Source organism: Atopobium sp. oral taxon 810 str. F0209 (assembly GCF_000466405.1).
Classification (GTDB): Bacteria; Actinomycetota; Coriobacteriia; order Coriobacteriales; family Atopobiaceae; genus Olegusella.
The window spans coordinates 1-16,997 of record NZ_KE952955.1 but is presented as its reverse complement, the minus strand read 5'-3'; the positions used below and the strand labels follow the sequence as shown (position 1 = coordinate 16,997).

Here is a 16,997-nt window from a genome sequence, read left to right as displayed (position 1 = left end):
CCTGAAAAGGCAACAACTAGAAGATAGGAGTTTTTATGGTAGAGAAGAAGAACATCGACTGGGGTAGCTTGGGTTTTGCTTACCAACACACTGACTATAGCTATGTCAGCAATTATGCTGATGGCGCATGGGATGAGGGTAGTCTTACTCCCGACCATACGGTGCAGCTATCGGAATGTGCAGGTCTTCTTCACTACTGTCAGGAAGTTTTTGAGGGTCTCAAGGCATATACCCAAAGTAATGGCGATATCGTGTGTTTTCGCCCTGATCTCAATGCTTCGCGCATGGCTGACTCTGCACGTAGGATTTGCATGCCAGAGTTTCCTGTTGAACGTTTTGTCGAGGCGGTCAAACAGGTGGTAAAGGCAAATGCAGCTTGGGTGCCGCCCTATGGGTCGGGCGCCACGCTGTATGTGCGTCCTTTTATGTTTGCAACGGGGGATGTTATCGGTGTTAAGCCCGCCGATCAGTATCAGTTCCGCATTCTTGTGACGCCCGTGGGTCCCTATTACAAGGGTGGCGTTAAGCCTGTTAAATTGCAGGTTTCCTCGTATGACCGTGCGGCGCCTCATGGTACGGGCAATATCAAGGCTGGCCTGAATTATGCAATGAGTCTCTATCCCAGTGTCGAGGCACATAGCAAGGGCTATGCAGACAATATGTTCCTTGACCCCGAGACCCGCAGTTATGTGGAGGAATCGGGTGGCGCCAATATTATCTTTGTCGCTGATGATGGTACGTTGGTGGTGCCCCAGAGCTTTACTGACTCGATTTTGCCATCAATTACCCGTCGTTCGCTGGTCTATGTTGCCGAAAACATGCTGGGCATGAAGGTTGAACAGCGTCCTGTGCGTTTTGATGAAATCGACCAGTTTGTTGAGTGCGGTATGTGCGGTACCGCAGCGGTAATTTCACCGGTGGGTGAGGTCGATTCGGCAGACAAGAAGATCATTTTCAAAAATGGATTTGAAACAGTGGGGCCTGTGATGGCAAAGTTGCGTCAAACTTTGGTAGATATTCAGCAGGGCGACATTGAGGCACCTGAGGGCTGGATTTATAAAATTTGCTAAATCCCAGCTCAGAGGCCTTCTGGAACCAATAGTTAAAAAAAATACTAGTGCAGCATAAAATAAATGCTGCACTATTTTTATTTATAGGTAGAATGACTCTGACATCAGACCCGTCGAGGGGAAAGTATGAACGTCGACTTTGGGCAATTCCTAGGGATGCTCGGCACGAACCCATTCTTGGCAATCGTAATTGTCCTCGTAATGGGTACGATTTTTGTAAATGGTGCGACTGATGCTGCGAATGCTATTGCAGAGGCAGTGGGTACGCGCTCAATCGGAATCAATGCCGCAATCCTCATGAGTGTGGTTTGCAATTTTATTGGCCTTGTTGCAATGTGCTTCATTTCCACAGCTGTTGCCGATACGGTCAGTGGCATGGTTGATTTTGGTGGGGATACGCATGCTGCCTTAATTGCACTTGCTGCGGCTACCGTAGGTATTGTCGCTTGGGGTGTAGGAGCATGGATATTTGGTATTCCTACCAGCGAAAGCCATGCTCTGATTGCGGGCCTCACCGGCGGTGCCATTGCTGTTTCTGGAGGTCTTGGCGGCGTCAATGGAGCCGAATGGATGAAGGTCATCTGGGGCCTCGTTCTCTCCTCGTTTTTGGGCTACGGTGCCGGATGGGTCATTGCCAAGATTATTCGTGCTGTTTGTAAAGATGCGGATAGACGGACTGCGGACAAGACTTTTGCTCGGCTGCAGGTGGCGGGCGCTGCCTTTGTAGCTTTGATGCACGGTGCTCAGGATGGCCAAAAGTTCATGTCTACCGCTATGCTCGCTGTGGCACTTTCCATGGGTAAGGGCGCGGCTGATATGGCTGGATTCCCTCTTTGGATCCAGGTGCTTTGCGCCGCATTTATGGCTATCGGTACAGGTATTGGTGGCAAGCGCATCATCAAGAAGGTCGGCACCGAGATGGTGCAAATGGAAAAGTACCAAGGCTTTTCTGCATCGCTTTCAGCCTCAATTGCATTGCTTATTGCAACCTTGACTGGTCTGCCTGTTTCCACGACGCATGCCAAAACAGCTGCTATTCTTGGTGCAGGTGCTGCCAAGTCTGTGCGTTCTGTCAACTGGGGTGTTGCTAAGGAAATGATTTACACTTGGATTTTTACTTTCCCAGGTTGCGGTCTTATCGGCTATTTGCTTGCTCGTCTTTTTTTGATTTGGTTTTGATCTCGCGGAATTTAAACACTCGCTTCGTTCGTTGCAAATAAGGAGTAGGTTATGCCCAAGCTCAAAAAGGAAGATGTCTTTTACACGATGCTGAAGGACTTCGCTGCTACGCTGGTCGAAGCCGCCGAGATTTACGTCGAGATTTTAGAGAACTACCCCGATAGTTTTGCCAAGATTCCCAAGCTAAAGGTGCTTGAGAACAAATGCGATGACAAAGTCAAAAAGATTATGCACAACCTCTACTCTTCGTTCATCACGCCAATTGATCGTGAGGATATCTCTGAGCTTGCGATGTCTTTGGATGACGTTATGGATGAGATGAATGGTGTTGTGCTGCGCCTTGATCTCTTTGGTGCCACTGAGATGCGCATTGAAGGTCCCCAGATGGGTGAGCTGACCCTCGCTGCTGTGCGTGAGATGAAAGAAATGTTTGATCATCTGCCCAACTACAAAAACGACGATGTGGTGATGGAAAAGGCAATTGCTGTCAGCCACATCGAAGATGAAGGCGACCGCGTGTATCACAACGCTATCCGTCGTCTCTTTCATGAGGAAGAGGGCGGTAAAGTTGCTACTTCTTGGCTGCGCCTCTTTGATCGCATGGAGTATGTCCTCAATAGCTGTGATCACGTGTGCGTTATTGTTCGCTCTGTCGTTTTGAAGAGCGCCTAGCGGCTAACTTTCGCTTTTGATTGGTGTATAACAGCAGAATTCGTTTTCTGTGACGGGCACGCGGTATGCGTGGACAAACAGGACGCGGATAAGCACGGAGAGGCAACAACTTTAGTTGAGCAACTCCCGCACATCCCATCTTGGGTATACTTGCTCGCGTATGTCAAATTGTGGAGGGCAACATGGCGCAACGTATCCAAGGTACAGAAGACCTTTTTGGTGGCTATATGCGCAGCTGGCAGCACATGCAAGATTGTGCACGCGAGCTTTTTGGTGCATATGGCTTTGATGCAATCGAGACACCCGCGCTCGAGCAAGTGGCAACATTTACCCATGGTATTGGTGAGTCAACCGATGTCGTGCGCAAAGAGATGTTCCGCGTGTTTTCAGGAGCACTGCTTGAAGGACTGTTGGCACAAGGTGATGAGAGCAGGCTCAAGGCAAAACAACGTATGGCCATGCGTCCCGAGGGTACAGCCGGTGTAGTGCGCGCTGCTGTTGAGCATAATTTTGTGCCTCAAGGTGGAGCGCCAGCAAAGGTGTGGTATGCCGAGCCGATGTTTCGCGGTGAGCGCCCTCAAAAAGGCCGTCTACGTCAGTTCCATCAGGTAGGCGTTGAGTGGATGGGCGCATCCGACCCTGCAGCAGATGCCGAAGTCATCATCATGCTGATGGAATTTTATAAGCGTCTGGGGTTGGATGCTTCGCGCCTCAAGCTGACCATTAACTCCATGGGCGATGCAGCATGCCGTCCTGCCTATCGCAATATGGTGCGTGACTTCATCTTGGATCACAAAGATGAGATGTGCGAGGATTGCCTAGAGCGTGCTGAGATTAATCCGCTACGTAGTTTTGACTGCAAAAATGACCACTGTCGTGAGCTTATGAAAGACGCGCCGTTAGTAACAGATCACCTGTGCGATGACTGTGCTGAACACTACACCCAAGTTAAGAAGTACCTAGATGAGGCTGGTGTGGTTTATGTTGAAGACCCAACACTCGTGCGTGGTCTAGATTATTATACGCGTACGGTCTTTGAGGTTGAGTATGTGGGCGATGCCGCGATTGGTGCTATTGGTGGCGGCGGTCGCTATGATGGTCTAGCTGAGCTTGAGGGTGGCAAGCCTTGCCCTGGTATTGGTTGGGCTGTCGGCTTTGAACGCATTATGCTGGCGCTTGAGGATGCGGGTGCAGACTTAGCAGGTGCTGAGCCTAGCTGTGTGTATGTGGCAAACACCCAGCCTGAGTTGCGCAATGAGACCTTTAAGGTAACGCTTGCGTTAAGAGGGGCGGGACTGCGTTGTGAGGCGGATTACCAGGGACGCTCGCTCAAGAGTCAGTTCAAACAAGCAGATCGTTTTCATGCCAAGGTCTGTGTGGTGTTGGGTCCCGACGAGTTAGCAGAGGGTAAAGCAAGTGTGCGCGATATGACCACCCATGAGCAGGCCCAAGTTGAGCTTGGCAATTTGGTTGAATATGTGGGCAAGTTGCTGTAGACCGAACGAGCTTTTTCAATTTTAATTTGCAGTTTCCCCGGCACAGCTCATCCACGTGCCGGGGAAATTTCTTTGTTGATTGCTAGCGATGACCACAATATTGCCAGGCTCTGTAGGCTCTTCGAGTGAGCAGGGAATAACATCAACATAGGCAAAGTGAGCACAGAGCACATGTATCACAGTGTTGAGAATGGTTGCCTGAGGTCCCATAAGGGCGGAGACGATATTGCTGATATACATGCCATTAGTGTTTAGGCGTGCATGTATAAGCTCAGCAGCAGATGCATCCATGAGCGACTCAGCTGGTTTATGAGCAATAAAACAGTCGTTAAGTATTACGTCATAGCGCTTGTTGGGCGGCAAGCTTTCGAGGTAGGAGCGCCCATCGACGGTATAGATGTGAAGACGGTTTTCACCTGAGGGACCAAACTGTCTCTCGAGCTCATCCACATAAAACCATTTGCGTGCAAGGGTAACTATCTGCTCATCTAGCTCTACCACATCAAGGCTTGCGCTGGGATAGTTTGCAAGCATATGGCGTGGCCAAGCAAAGCCGCCCCCTCCGATAAGAAGTAGGCGCTCCGATGCATCGTTCTGTTTTGGTGTATTGTTCTTTTCTGGTGCATTATTTTCATAAAAAGCGAGGTCAAAACGTTGTAGATAGGGAAACGGGGGATCTCCATAGGGATCATCCAACCACAGCGCGGACTGCTGCGTATCTTCAACCAACAGTAGTCGCATCTGTCTGCCGCTGGGAAAATCTATGGTGCGCACTTGAGTTGTGCCGCCTAGGGTCATGCCAGAAAATTCGAGCCTGCCACCCAACATTTCCTTTCCCAAAAGAGTGAGCAAATGTAAGCGCAGGCTCGAAAAACGTGCTTGTATGAACTTAAAGAAAGACACTCAAGCGCCTTTCATTGTGAGGATTAGTGCAGGTCAGCGCCGCAGTGTGGGCACTTAGTTGCGCCTTCCTTGATCTCTTCTAGACAATAAGGGCACGTAGGTGCAGGAGCAGCTTCTTCCTTGGTTTTGCCCGTGTGCTTATCTGCCAGAGCCTGCATCTTGTTGAGGCTCTTAACGAGACAGAAGACCACAAAAGCAATAATCAAGAAGTTGATGATAGCGGAGATGAACGCACCAAAATCGATAGTTGCACCATTAAACGTAAAGGTCAGGCCTTTAACGTCGGGATTGCCACCAATCATAGAGATTAGAGGATTGATGATGTTGTCAGTCAGCGAGGTGACAATGGCAGTAAACGCACCGCCGATAATAACGCCGACGGCAAGATCCATCACATTGCCGCGGGAGATGAACTCCTTGAATTCCTTTGCAAACTTTTTCATATAGAAAAACCTTCCTCTCCAAGGTCTTAAGGTGCGCTTTATGATAGCTGTCTCCGAGGTTTCGTGAGCTCCTCAGTTTCTAACCAAATAGTGACAGGTCCGTCATTTGTGAGTGTTACCTTCATATCCGCAGCAAAAATACCTCTGCCCACGCGTTCTGGGCCCAAATCAGTTTCTGCGAGTTGACAAAAATATTGGTAGAGCTCATCTGCTATAGCAGGAGGCGCTGCTTCGGCAAAAGAAGGGCGATTGCCACGGCGACAATTGGCATAAAGGGTGAACTGACTTACCACCAATACGTCGCCGCCGACATCTTCAAGTGACAAGTTCATCTTACCTGCAGTATCGTCAAAGACGCGTAGCTTGCGAATCTTTTCCCAGAGTAGTTTTGCCGCAGCCTCATCATCGGCAGGTCCCACTCCCAATAAAATGAGATAGCCCAAGCCGCAGCTGCCAGTAGAAGTGCCATCCACCCTGCACTCTGCCTGACTTACCCGTTGTAGCAATGCCCGCATATACTCACCTAGAGACCATAAATCGAAGAGAATTTTTGCGTGAGATAGTCGGTGTAGTGGCGTGTGACAAAGGGCTCACCTGTTGCAGTCAAAATGATGTCTTTGGGATCGCGAGATCTGCCATAGTGCCATACGCGACTGCGTAGCCAGTCGCGGACAGGGGCCAAATTGCCCGAGGCGAGAGTACCTTCCCAGTCCATACCTTCAGAAATCATGGCAGCACGGAATTGAGCACCATAGGCACCACCCAAAGCATAGGTGGGGAAATATCCAATCAGGCCATCAGCCCAGTGGGTATCTTGTAGCGCACCATGAGTTGCGTCGGGTACGCGAACGCCTAGATACTCACGGTATTTTTGAGCCCAAAGGTCAGGAATATCGGCAGCCTTTGCCTCACCTGACATAAGCAGCTGTTCGAGCTCGTAGCGCACCAATATGTGCAGAGGATAGGTAAGCTCATCTGCTTCAACGCGGATGGGCTGAGGTGTGGCGACATTTTCTGCCAAATAGAGCTGGCGTGCACTTACACGATTGAAGTGACCAGGGAAGTGGCGGCGCAAAATCTCAAGCAGCGGTCCCGAAAAAGCCTCAGAGCGTCCGACGTAATTTTCGAAGAAACGCGACTGAGCTTCGTGCATGCCGCTAGAGGTACCACCCTTGAGTGAGGTGTAGTTGTACTCTGGATTGACACCCTGCTCGTAGAGGGCATGGCCTCCCTCGTGCAGCATGGTAAACACGTTGGACAAGACATCATCTTCGTAAACGTGCGCAGCGATGATTGCGTAGTTGGTGGTCAATGCATCAGAGAAGGGATGCTCGGTCTTGGTCAAGAAAAGCGATTGAGAAGAAAGTCCCTCAATACGTGCAAGGTCAGCGGCGACTTCCCACTGACGGCGCTCGTCAAAGTGTCCTTCTACAGGACGATGACTAGGCTTGCGGCGAGCTGCCGATACATCTGCTAGCAGTGGGACGACAACCTCTTTGACCTGCTCAAAGAAGCAGTCATAAAAAGCAGTACTGCTGCCCTGCTCAAATTCGTCAAGCCATACATCGTACGCATTGACACCAGGTTTTTTGTAGTTTGCAAGCCTGCGCATTGACTCGATGACACGGTCAAGATAAGGGGCAAAAGAGTCCCAGTCATTGGCTGCCTTGGCCTTGTGCCATACATCGTCAGACTCGGTAACCAGGCGTGTGAAGGCTGCCTGTTCATCGGCAGGCACATCAACTAATTGTGCACGGTCTCGCTTGAGAATACGTACCTGCGCGCGTTGAGTATCGTTTTCGAGTTCGAGTGCTGTTGCAGTTGAGAGACGGTCCAGCAGAGCGCCTGTTGCAGGCGAGCAGAGCAACTCCTGATCTTCTTCCTGAAGAATTGCGAGCGCCTCGCCACGGTCTGCAGTTGCATCCTCAGGATCAATTGACATGCCATAGCAGCTAATGCCCGACTCAGCATAGCGGTGTGCGTAGAGATGGCGCTCGAGCTTGTCAAGAGCCTCAAGGTCAGCGCGGGGATTGGGTACTGCGGCATCTGCTGCGAGGGGAGGGATGCCAGGTATCCCAGGAAGCGTGGGGATGCTTGCTGCAGGTACTTCACGATGCGGTTTTGCATCCGTAGCAGGAGTCAGGTTATCTGGCTCGTCTAAATCAAGACTTTGCTGAGAATCAGACGGCGCCTCTGTAGTTTGCTGGAGCTTTTCTTCATCTGTGTGCTGAGCGTTTTTTTGCTCGTCTTGAGATTGTTTCATAAAGGATGGAAGCTTGTTACTCATAGTTCCCCCTGCTGCGCCGTGGTGTGTGTGGGGCCGTATGGAAGTATCGTTCCTCAGGACCCAGAAACGATATACGAAGGACAGTGTAGCGCATGGTTGCCTGTGTATAGACCGTCTGCATGTTCCCTTCGCCTAATGGCTACAAGCTCTCTGCAGCTTGTCTTTACGGATGTTTTCATGTGCCTCAACCAAAAAATGACATGCAGCAAAGCCTTGCTTTGAGGGATACTTAAAGTCATCCGTTGGCAGACGAAAGGAGCAAGCTATGGCTTATGTACTTGGTATCGATGTAGGCGGCACCTCTATCAAGGCAGGCCTTTTTGATGAAGAAGGACAGCTTCTTGATATCGCCAAAATCAAGACAACTGAATTGGTGAACGAAGAGGCCTTCCATATTGTGACTGCAGGTCTCGACAAGTTGCTGGCAGCCTCCCAGCTGACGCCTGCTGATATTGTGGCCGTAGGCTTGGATGTGCCTGGCCCTGTTGATGCTCAAGGACATGTGGGTGTGCTTCCCAATATCACTCTTGATGTTGAAGGCTTTAAGGCAGCGCTCAAAGCTCATTTCGCGGCAGCAGTGCTTGCTTTTGTTAACGATGCTAATGCAGCAGCCCTCGGTGAGGTTTGGCAGGGCGGTGCTAAAGGTGTCAAGAGTTGTGTCATGGTTACCTTGGGCACGGGCGTGGGCGGTGGTGTCATCATTGATGGCAAACTGGTTGCTGGTGCCTTTGGTGCGGGTGGCGAAATTGGTCACATCAATATGGAGCCCAACGAGACTGAGAGCTGCGGCTGTGGTAACAAAGGTTGTCTTGAGCAGTATGCCTCGGCGAAAGGCCTTGTTAAGCTTTATCTCAAGGCATGCAAAGCTGCAGTTCAAACACCTGTTGCCATTGAGCATGCTACCGATACTATCTCGATTTTTAATGCTCTTGAAGCAGGAGATGTTTGCGCTGCGCAAGCAATTGATACGATGTGTGCCTACCTAGGTCGTGCCCTGTCTCAGATTGCCACCATTGTGGATCCTGAGTTAGTGCTGGTAGGTGGTGGCGTGGCGGGCGCTTGGAACGTTATTGGACCCAAAATTACCTCTGCGTTCCGTGAGAGTTGCTTCCCTGCTTGTGCGGCGATGCGCATTAGCGCTGCGACATTGGGCAATGAGGCTGGAATGTACGGCGCTGCTTATTGTGCCTTGCAAGCACGTGCCTAGCAGGTGAAAACTTGCGATAAGTACGTAGTAATGCCCTCATTTGCGCTAGGTTTTCGCTCGTACGTGGTATCCTAAGGCAGATATGAGCGAAGTGCCAGGTGACACTTCGTCCTGTATGGTCGCGAGTAAGGAGAAATCCATGGTTGACCTCGTCCAAGCCTCTCACGTTTTTCTTGACTGCCCTGCAAGGGATGTTGACGAAGCCCTGCATGTGATTGCAGACAAGGCCGTTGAGCTGGGAATTGGTACTGACGCTGATGCAATCTTTAAGGCTCTACGTTCCCGCGAAGATATGGGTTCTACCGGCATGACCGATGGTTATGCTATTCCGCACGCAATGGCTCCCGAGATCAAGGAGACGGCCGTTATTGTTCTTAAGCTTTCGGGTGATATTGCCTGGAAGACCATGGACGAGGCCCCTGTTGTCTATGCTATTGCTTTGCTTGTTCCCGCTGAGGAAGGTGCAAGCGTCCATCTGGAGCTGCTTTCCAAGATTGCTCGTGTGCTAACTCACGCCAACTTCCGCACCGAGATGGAAAACGCGACGGATGCAGAGACCATCGCTGCTGCTGTCAATAAGCGTTTGCATGACTAATATAAATAAGCTTACATAGCTTAAGCCCCTGATAGGTAGGGACTGCCTCCCATTGCTTGGACATGAGAAATGGGAGGTTTTTTGTATCAAGAATTGCCAAAAGTTAACAAGCAGAAGAATAGTTGGCTTTGGGATTCCAATTTTGCACAGGTGATGGTAGGGTGTTCCAACGCTATTTTTATGTTTGGGGGATAGATATGGAAGCAAAACAAGGAAGTGACAGACTCGGTTTGCGTGACGGCCTCATCGTCGGCGTTACGCTTTTTTCCATGTTCTTTGGAGCGGGTAATCTAATTCTTGCTCCTCGTCTGGGTGTACAGGCGGGCACTGATACTCCGCTTGCCCTATTAGGCTTCCTTGTTTCTGCAGTAGGTCTACCCGTTTTGACGATTGCCGCTGTTGCTATGGCAGGAACCGCGCGTGATTTGGGTGGGCGTATTCATCCCAAGTTTGCCGAGATTTTTATGGCGTTGATTTACCTTGCCATTGGACCTTGTCTGGCAATTCCACGTACCGCATCGACTTCGTTTGCAATGTTTGATCCGCTGATGCCAAAGTTGGATTCCACGGCTTTGTTTTTGGCACAGCTAGGGTTTACGCTGGTGTTTTTCTTGGTGGCATACCTTCTGGCTATGCACCCCAATCGCCTGACCGAACTCATGGGCAAAATTTCCGGTCCTGCGCTCATTGTGTTGATTGTGGTTGTGGTGGGCGTTACTCTGATTGACCCACCCGCATCGACCTCGACGACTGCGACTGCCCCTTATGATGTGGCTCCCGTACTTGCTGGATTTACGACGGGCTACCAGACTATGGATATGCTGGCAGGCCTTGCCTTTGGTCTTGTTATCTCGATGAACATTCGTGAATTGGGCCTGAGCGAACCAAAGTTCGTTGCCAAGCAGGTCATGCGTTCTGGTGTGGTTGCGGGTGTGCTGATGGGTGTTATCTACCTAGGCTTTGGCATAGTCGGCATGATTGTGGGTCCTGTGTTGGGTGGTACCTCTAACGGTGCAGATGTGATTAGTGCCGCCGCAAACCTGCATTTTGGTGTTGTGGGTACAGCTATCGTTGCTGCGATTTTTGGTCTTGCTTGTTTGAATGTGTGTATCGGCCTTATCTGCTCGATTGGCGAATATTTTTTCCAGACCTACGGGAAGATGAGCTATAAGCAGTGGGCGCTGCTTATAGCGGTGGTGTCAGCCATCTTTGCAAACTTTGGCTTGGCAACAATTTTGGGTTACTCGGTGCCCGTGCTTTCGGCACTTTATCCTGTGGCAATTGTGCTGGTATTGATGGGGCTTTTGCCCACATCAGCCAAGCATTCCATGGCTTGGAAAGCAGCTGTGACGGTATGCACGGTTGTGAGCGTTATTATTGCCTTCCGCGATGGCTTTGTGCCTCAGGCGTGGCTGCCCTTTGATCTGCTTCCTTTGGCAGCTATGGGTATGGCTTGGGTGCTGCCGACGTTGCTAGGCTATGCTGTAGGATTTGTGGCGGAGTTTCTGCAACAACGGCAGCTGGCATAAGTTGCAAAATGAGCCAGCAAAAGGAGTGCACGCGTGAGTGAGTTTAAACTCATTTTGACTGACATTGACGGAACAATTTTGCCTGCAGGTCAGCATCAGGTCAGTGAGCGTACAGCTGCTGCTCTTGAGGCGGCGTTCGATGCAGGGATTCGTGTGGGTGTGGCTACGGGTCGCGCACGCGAATGGGCAATTCCCATGCTGCGTAACAAGCAACGCCTTGGCGATACGATGCTGGCCACCAATGGCATGCAAGTTTTTTTGGATGGCGAGTTGCTGCACGAAGAGGTTATCAACAATAACCAGATTGGTCGTATGGCTGAGTTTTTGGAGCAACTCCCGCATGCTGGTTTGGTGTGTTTTGACGGTGGGGTACCGCAGTTGGTGGCGGGGAGTATAGAGGACATGGGGCGCTGCTTTCCTAAATATGTTGAAAGCTGCCGCATACTGCATGAACTGCCAAGTACACGTACGGTCAAATGCAATGCTTTTCAAGTGGGCGATCTTGATAATACGCGCACATTTTCAGCCCTGCTCAATGAGCAGTTCGATGATTTGAGTTTTGATGTACCACAGCCTGCGTGGATTAACGTTACACGGCGTGGCTGGTCAAAGGCTACGGGTATTGATTTACTTTGCCAGGCTATTGGCTGCAGCCTTGATGAAGTGGCAGTCTTTGGTGATGGTGGTAACGATGTAACTATGCTTGAGCATGTGCCGCATTCCGCAGCAGTGCAAGGGGCAGCTCCTGAGGCTGTGGCAGCAGCACACTACCATATTGGACGCTGCGAAGATGATGCTGTGGCTGCCACTATAGAGGCTATCGTGGCGGGACGGTGGGAAGCACAAGACTAGGGAGGTTTTGGCAGCAAGGTGTGCTAGACTTGCCCGCAGGCGATGACGGAGAGGTTTGCTTGTCGCATGGCTTCAGACAGAGAGGGCACACGTCGGTTGAGAGGTGCCTATGAGGTTGACAAACAGAGTTCACTCTAACAGCTGCAACCCGAACGTATGCGTTTAATTGCGCATATCATTAAGTGAGCCGTAAGTTCTACGACACAGAACAAAAGAGGAGACGGTGGGCAGACATCCACCGCTCAACTGAGGTGGTACCGCGGAGACATCCGTCCTTGGATTGCGCTATTGCGCGTCAGGGACGGTTTTTTATTGCGTGAAGGAGGAGAGCACATGGCAATGACCGACGAACTTGCTGCCATTGAGGCACAGGTGAGGGAGGGTCTTGATAAGGCTCAGACGGTCGAGGAACTCGAGCAGGTCCGCGTTGCGGCAACCGGCAAAAAGGGTAGCCTCACGGCCATCATGCGTATGATGGGAAAAGTCGCTCCTGAGGAGCGTCCGGCAATGGGTAAACTGGCAAACACTGTTCGCTCTCATGTCGAGGCTATGATTGCTGCACGTAGAGATGAACTTGAGCAGGCTGCTCTTGACAAGCAGATCTCTGCTGAGGCAGTGGATGTGACTCTACCTGGTCGCTCTTCTCGTATTGGTACCCAGCATCTCATTTCACAAATTCGTGAGGAAATTGAAGACGTTTTTTGCGGATTGGGCTATACCGTTGAGGATGGCCCTTATATCGAGGACGTTTATCACAACTTTACCGCACTTAATGCTCCCGTTGATCACCCCAGTCGTTCGGCAAACGATACCTTTTATGTGGTTGATAATGCTCCTGAGGGTAAGGGCGACTTGGGTCTTTCAAGCTCGGATTTGCTGCTGCGTACTCAGACCTCGGGCGTACAGGTACACGTAATGGAGCAGCGCAAACCGCCTATCTATATGATTTGTCCAGGTACCGTATTTCGTCCCGATACGGCAGATGCCAATCACTTACCTCAGTTTACGCAGGTAGAAGGTTTGGTGGTTGACGAAGGTATCACGTTTGGTGACCTTAAAGGAACGCTTGATTACTTCTGTCGCGAGATCTTTGGTAAAGATCGTGCGACCCGCTACCGTCCGCACTTCTTCCCCTTTACCGAGCCGAGCTGTGAGGTTGATGTCTCTTGTGGCGTATGCCATGGTAAGGGCTGCCGTTTTTGCAAAAATACTGGATGGCTTGAGATTTTGGGCTGCGGCATGGTCGATCCCAACGTTTTGCGTTATGTAGACATTGATCCCGAAAAATATACTGGATTTGCCTTTGGTATTGGCGTTGAGCGCGTTGCAGCACTTCGCTATGACCTGCCTGACCTACGCATGCTGATGACTGGCGACGAGCGCTTCCTCAAGCAGTTCTAATATCCCGCGCGACCAAGAAGGGACAATACTAATGCGCGTTTCATATGAGTGGCTCAAGTCGATGGTTGATGTGCCTGTCGACCCCAAAGATTTGGTAGCTGAGTTTGTTCGTACCGGTACTGAAGTTGAAGCTGTCGAAAAGATGGGTGCCGACCTGCATGACGTGGTGACGGGTCAAGTGATTTCCAAGCAGCCTCATCCCGACTCGGACCACATGTGGCTCTGTCAAGTGTCTGTTGGCAAGAAGAACGTCGATAAAGAGGGTAATCCCGAGCCGTTGCAGATTGTCTGCGGTGCTCAGAATTTTGAAGAGGGCGACCATATTGTTGTCGCTATGGTTGGTGCCGAGCTGCCTGGTGGCTTCAAAATTAAGAAGAGCAAGCTTCGTGGCGTGGACTCTAATGGTATGAATTGTTCCCAGCGTGAGTTGGGATTTGGTTCGGATCACTCGGGTATTTGGATTTTGCCCGAGGACACGCCTGTGGGTCTCGATTTTGCTGATTGGTATGGCCTGTCTGATACCGTTATCGACTGTGAGATGACACCCAATCGTCCGGACTGCTTGTCGATGACAGGTGTGGCGCAAGAAACTTCGGCAATACTTGATGAGGATACGCATATCGAGTTGCCCCGCATTGCTCATGAGATGGAGGAGCAGACATCTGATTTAGTAGATGTGCAGATTGATGACCCCGCGCTCTGCTCGCGCTATACCGCACGTGTGCTTCGTAATGTCAAAATTGGCCCTAGTCCTGAGTGGCTTGCTCGCCGCGTAACTGCTGCAGGCGCTCGTCCTATCAACAATGTAGTAGATGTAACCAACTACGTGATGTTTTTGACGGGTCAGCCGTTGCATGCCTTTGACTTGAACAAACTGTCCGAACGTGATGGTAAACGTCACATTGTTGTACGTGCTGCTGCCACGGGTGAGCATCTGGTGACTCTCGATGGTCAAGATCGTGTGCTCGATAGCGATATGCCTCTTATTACCGATGATGGTGCGACGCCTATTTGTCTTGCTGGTGTAATGGGCGGTGAGGACTCCGAGATTGATGAGAACACAACCGATGTTCTGCTGGAGTCTGCCTGCTTTGACCGCGGTCATATATCACGCACTAGTCGCAGGCTTGATTTGATGAGCGAAGCTTCTATCCGCTATGAGCGTCAGGTGGATGCTGCTCGCTGTGCTGAGGTGTCTGATATCGCAGCAGCGTTGTTTGAGCAGTGCTGTGGTGCTGAGGTTTGCTCTGGCATAGTCGATGCGTATCCTGTGCCCGCAGTAGCGCCTGTGGTCGAGCTGCGTCCTGCTCGCGTGCGTCTGCTTTGCGGTGCTCCCGTAGATGACAAATTTATTGTTGCTCGTCTGACGAGGCTTGGCTGCAAGGTGGATACCAGCGACCCTGAGTCTTTCAAGGTAACCACTCCCACCAATCGTCCCGACTTGACCCGCGAAGTCGATCTTATCGAAGAGGTTTGCCGCCTGTGGGGTGAGGGCGACATTGAGCCAACTTTGCCTGCAGCGCGCAATCATGCCGGTGGTCTGACCGTTGATCAACAGCGTATTCGTCGCATTGGTGCTACTTTGCGTAGCTGTGGTCTATCCGAGACAAGTACGTACTGCTTTGCCGAAACGGATGATTTGGCAAAGCTGGGTATGTCTGAGGAAGGTCGCGGCATTCCCGTGCGCATCATGAATCCGCTGGTGGCCGATCAGGCCGAGATGCGCCGCAGCATTATTCCAGGGTTGCTTCGTTCGGTGGCTTATAACCTCGATCATGGTACGCCCAACGTTCATCTGTATGAAATTGGTCGCGTTTTTTATGGTCATCCCAAGAAGAGCTCGCCCGATGAGCCTTCTATGGTGGCAGGTGTACTTTGCGGTCGTTGGAATCTTGATGAGTGGGACACTAAATACGCTCAGCTTGACTTCTTTGATGCTAAGGGAGTTATTGAACAGCTGACCTCGGCGCTCCGTCTGACCAAGGTTCGTTATAAGGTGGCAGAGCCCGAGAAGTACAGTTGGTTGCAGCCTGGTCGTGCAGCTGAGATTCTTGCTGGCGGTGAGTTGTTGGGCTGGGTAGGAAATGTCCACCCGCTGGCTTTGCGTCGCTTTGGTATTGACGAGCCGGTGGTCGCTTTTGAACTTTCGCTGGCGGCGCTTCTCCGCCTTGCCAAGCGTGAGCTTCCTTACCAAGATGTGCCCACATTGCCTGGTGTTGCAGTGGACCTCGCCTTGGTAGTTGACGAGTCTGTGACCTGTGAACAGGTTATGCAGCGTCTGCATTCAGCTGGCGGTAAGCTTCTGCGTGAAGTTCAGCTCTTTGATGTCTACCGTGATGACGCGCGTGTTGGCGTAGGCAAAAAGTCGATGGCGTTCTCGCTGACCTATCGTGCTGATGACCATACGTTGACCTCCGATGAGGTAGAAAAAGCACATAATAAGCTTGTGACTAAGGTAACAAAATCCACTGGTGGTGAAGTTCGCTCTTAAGTAATAGCCGCCTAGTACTTAAAGGCTATCTAGCGTGTAAAGTCCAAGAGGGGAGGAAGATGCCAAGCTGGAACATTCATACCGCGCAAGTCGAACAGCTACTTGAGGAATATACACCCTCTGAGCTGGGAATTTGCGATGTGAATTGCTTTCTTTTTGGCAATTTCCTCCCTGATGTTTATGTGGGCTACATGGTGCCCCGTGTTAGCAAAATTATTGATTATCGTACGACTCATTTTGCCGATCCGTATCATATGCCCGAACCCGATTATCAGGAGTTTTGGCAGAGTTACGCCGAGCCAAATCGCGACGGAAAGGGTCGCGTATCCGATGTAGTGCTTGGTGTTTGGGCGCATCTGGTGGCAGACCATCTGTATAACCACCATGTAAACGAGCTCATTGTCAAGCAGGGCCTTGAATATGGTGATCCGCTGCGTATCCGAAAGCAGAGTGACTTTGAACGCTTTGGTAGGACCCTATCTATCTCGATGATGCCTCGTGTGACGGCTGAGCTTATTGAGCAATGCAGAGCGTTTCCCCAATACGAGGTGGCTGAAATTGATGTGCGTGCGGCGGTTGAGGTGGCTCGTGAGATGGTGGCGACAACGCAGGTCAATCATATCGACGATATCCCACGCTACTCCTTGCTTGACGCTGATTTTTTCGCGTGCGTATTCGATGAGGTCAACGCTACCATTTCCGCGGGTCTGCTTACCTATGCCGGAGGCCTTTCATAGCTGCTAGGTCTGCCGTGTCGCAGTCCTGCTTGCCAAACGCCACACATCGTTTCAGTCAACACGGTCCTGCTTGCCAAAGGCCACGTTCTGTTTCAATCAGCATCCTTCCGCTTGCCAAACGCCACACATTCTTTC

Annotated in this window: 15 protein-coding genes; 11 read left to right on the top strand and 4 right to left on the bottom strand. The window is 51.0% G+C overall.

Annotation, left to right across the window (positions count from 1 at the left end; all coding sequences use genetic code 11):
* Positions 1-35: 35 nt before the first annotated feature.
* From HMPREF9069_RS06555 to hisS, 4 genes are all read left to right on the top strand, one after another.
* Positions 36-1,070 carry a branched-chain amino acid aminotransferase gene (locus tag HMPREF9069_RS06555; RefSeq protein WP_021626421.1) on the top strand — a complete coding sequence of 345 codons (1,035 nt, stop codon included), beginning with the start codon at positions 36-38 and terminating at the stop codon, positions 1,068-1,070.
* Between the two features lie 126 nt (positions 1,071-1,196).
* A complete protein-coding gene (locus tag HMPREF9069_RS06550; RefSeq protein WP_021626420.1) occupies positions 1,197-2,249 on the top strand; it encodes an inorganic phosphate transporter in 1,053 nt (350 codons plus the stop codon).
* Between the two features lie 51 nt (positions 2,250-2,300).
* A complete protein-coding gene (locus HMPREF9069_RS06545) occupies positions 2,301-2,921 on the top strand; it encodes a DUF47 domain-containing protein (RefSeq protein ID WP_021626419.1) in 621 nt (206 codons plus the stop codon).
* A gap of 182 nt (positions 2,922-3,103) precedes the next feature.
* Complete coding sequence (gene hisS, locus HMPREF9069_RS06540) at positions 3,104-4,417, top strand: histidine--tRNA ligase (RefSeq protein ID WP_021626418.1); 1,314 nt, start codon at positions 3,104-3,106, stop codon at positions 4,415-4,417.
* A gap of 21 nt (positions 4,418-4,438) precedes the next feature.
* Here the strand turns inward: hisS and HMPREF9069_RS06535 are convergent, their stop codons facing one another.
* From HMPREF9069_RS06535 to HMPREF9069_RS06520, 4 genes are read right to left on the bottom strand one after another with little or no spacing between them, the layout of a single operon-like run.
* Complete coding sequence (locus HMPREF9069_RS06535) at positions 4,439-5,320, bottom strand: spermidine synthase (RefSeq protein ID WP_035438719.1); 882 nt, start codon at positions 5,318-5,320, stop codon at positions 4,439-4,441.
* A gap of 23 nt (positions 5,321-5,343) precedes the next feature.
* Entirely contained in the window at positions 5,344-5,763 is a 420-nt protein-coding gene (gene mscL, locus HMPREF9069_RS06530; protein WP_021626416.1) for a large conductance mechanosensitive channel protein MscL, read from the bottom strand.
* Positions 5,764-5,801: 38 nt separating this feature from the next.
* Positions 5,802-6,278, bottom strand: a complete 477-nt coding sequence (dtd, locus tag HMPREF9069_RS06525; protein ID WP_021626415.1) for a D-aminoacyl-tRNA deacylase — start codon at positions 6,276-6,278, stop codon at positions 5,802-5,804.
* Between the two features lie 8 nt (positions 6,279-6,286).
* Positions 6,287-8,050: a carboxypeptidase M32 gene (locus HMPREF9069_RS06520; RefSeq protein WP_021626414.1), complete on the bottom strand. Its 1,764-nt coding sequence runs from the start codon at positions 8,048-8,050 to the stop codon at positions 6,287-6,289.
* Positions 8,051-8,315: 265 nt separating this feature from the next.
* Here HMPREF9069_RS06520 and HMPREF9069_RS06515 point away from each other — a divergent pair, with 265 nt between their 5' ends.
* The 7 genes from HMPREF9069_RS06515 to HMPREF9069_RS06485 all read left to right on the top strand — a co-directional run bounded on the left by HMPREF9069_RS06515 (position 8,316) and on the right by HMPREF9069_RS06485 (position 16,862).
* Positions 8,316-9,257, top strand: coding sequence for an ROK family protein (locus HMPREF9069_RS06515; RefSeq protein ID WP_021626413.1), 942 nt, complete (start codon positions 8,316-8,318; stop codon positions 9,255-9,257).
* Positions 9,258-9,396: 139 nt separating this feature from the next.
* Positions 9,397-9,852 (top strand): PTS sugar transporter subunit IIA, encoded by a 456-nt coding sequence (locus HMPREF9069_RS06510; RefSeq protein WP_035438718.1) that lies wholly within the window; start codon positions 9,397-9,399, stop codon positions 9,850-9,852.
* Between the two features lie 197 nt (positions 9,853-10,049).
* Positions 10,050-11,381, top strand: coding sequence for a branched-chain amino acid transport system II carrier protein (gene brnQ / locus HMPREF9069_RS06505; protein WP_021626411.1), 1,332 nt, complete (start codon positions 10,050-10,052; stop codon positions 11,379-11,381).
* 33 nt (positions 11,382-11,414) lie between these two features.
* Positions 11,415-12,233: an HAD family hydrolase gene (locus tag HMPREF9069_RS06500; RefSeq protein WP_021626410.1), complete on the top strand. Its 819-nt coding sequence runs from the start codon at positions 11,415-11,417 to the stop codon at positions 12,231-12,233.
* 333 nt (positions 12,234-12,566) lie between these two features.
* On the top strand, positions 12,567-13,634 hold the full coding sequence (gene pheS, locus HMPREF9069_RS06495; RefSeq protein WP_021626409.1) for a phenylalanine--tRNA ligase subunit alpha: 1,068 nt from the start codon (positions 12,567-12,569) through the stop codon (positions 13,632-13,634).
* A 31-nt stretch (positions 13,635-13,665) separates the two neighbouring features.
* Complete coding sequence (pheT, locus tag HMPREF9069_RS06490; protein WP_021626408.1) at positions 13,666-16,125, top strand: phenylalanine--tRNA ligase subunit beta; 2,460 nt, start codon at positions 13,666-13,668, stop codon at positions 16,123-16,125.
* A 59-nt stretch (positions 16,126-16,184) separates the two neighbouring features.
* The gene (locus tag HMPREF9069_RS06485) at positions 16,185-16,862 is read left to right on the top strand and encodes a hypothetical protein (RefSeq protein ID WP_021626407.1); all 678 of its coding nucleotides are present in this window, start codon (positions 16,185-16,187) and stop codon (positions 16,860-16,862) included.
* Positions 16,863-16,997: the final 135 nt, after the last annotated feature.

Bases quoted from the DNA above. Each gene is read 5' to 3' on its own strand.
- brnQ (WP_021626411.1), top strand. From the start codon at position 10,050: ATGGAAGCAAAACAAGGAAGTGACAGACTCGGTTTGCGTGACGGCCTC.
- dtd (WP_021626415.1), bottom strand. From the start codon at position 6,278: ATGCGGGCATTGCTACAACGGGTAAGTCAGGCAGAGTGCAGGGTGGAT.
- HMPREF9069_RS06550 (WP_021626420.1), top strand. From the start codon at position 1,197: ATGAACGTCGACTTTGGGCAATTCCTAGGGATGCTCGGCACGAACCCA.
- HMPREF9069_RS06555 (WP_021626421.1), top strand. From the start codon at position 36: ATGGTAGAGAAGAAGAACATCGACTGGGGTAGCTTGGGTTTTGCTTAC.
- mscL (WP_021626416.1), bottom strand. From the start codon at position 5,763: ATGAAAAAGTTTGCAAAGGAATTCAAGGAGTTCATCTCCCGCGGCAAT.
- HMPREF9069_RS06520 (WP_021626414.1), bottom strand. From the start codon at position 8,050: ATGAGTAACAAGCTTCCATCCTTTATGAAACAATCTCAAGACGAGCAA.
- HMPREF9069_RS06545 (WP_021626419.1), top strand. From the start codon at position 2,301: ATGCCCAAGCTCAAAAAGGAAGATGTCTTTTACACGATGCTGAAGGAC.
- HMPREF9069_RS06485 (WP_021626407.1), top strand. From the start codon at position 16,185: ATGCCAAGCTGGAACATTCATACCGCGCAAGTCGAACAGCTACTTGAG.
- HMPREF9069_RS06510 (WP_035438718.1), top strand. From the start codon at position 9,397: ATGGTTGACCTCGTCCAAGCCTCTCACGTTTTTCTTGACTGCCCTGCA.
- HMPREF9069_RS06515 (WP_021626413.1), top strand. From the start codon at position 8,316: ATGGCTTATGTACTTGGTATCGATGTAGGCGGCACCTCTATCAAGGCA.
- pheT (WP_021626408.1), top strand. From the start codon at position 13,666: ATGCGCGTTTCATATGAGTGGCTCAAGTCGATGGTTGATGTGCCTGTC.
- pheS (WP_021626409.1), top strand. From the start codon at position 12,567: ATGGCAATGACCGACGAACTTGCTGCCATTGAGGCACAGGTGAGGGAG.
- hisS (WP_021626418.1), top strand. From the start codon at position 3,104: ATGGCGCAACGTATCCAAGGTACAGAAGACCTTTTTGGTGGCTATATG.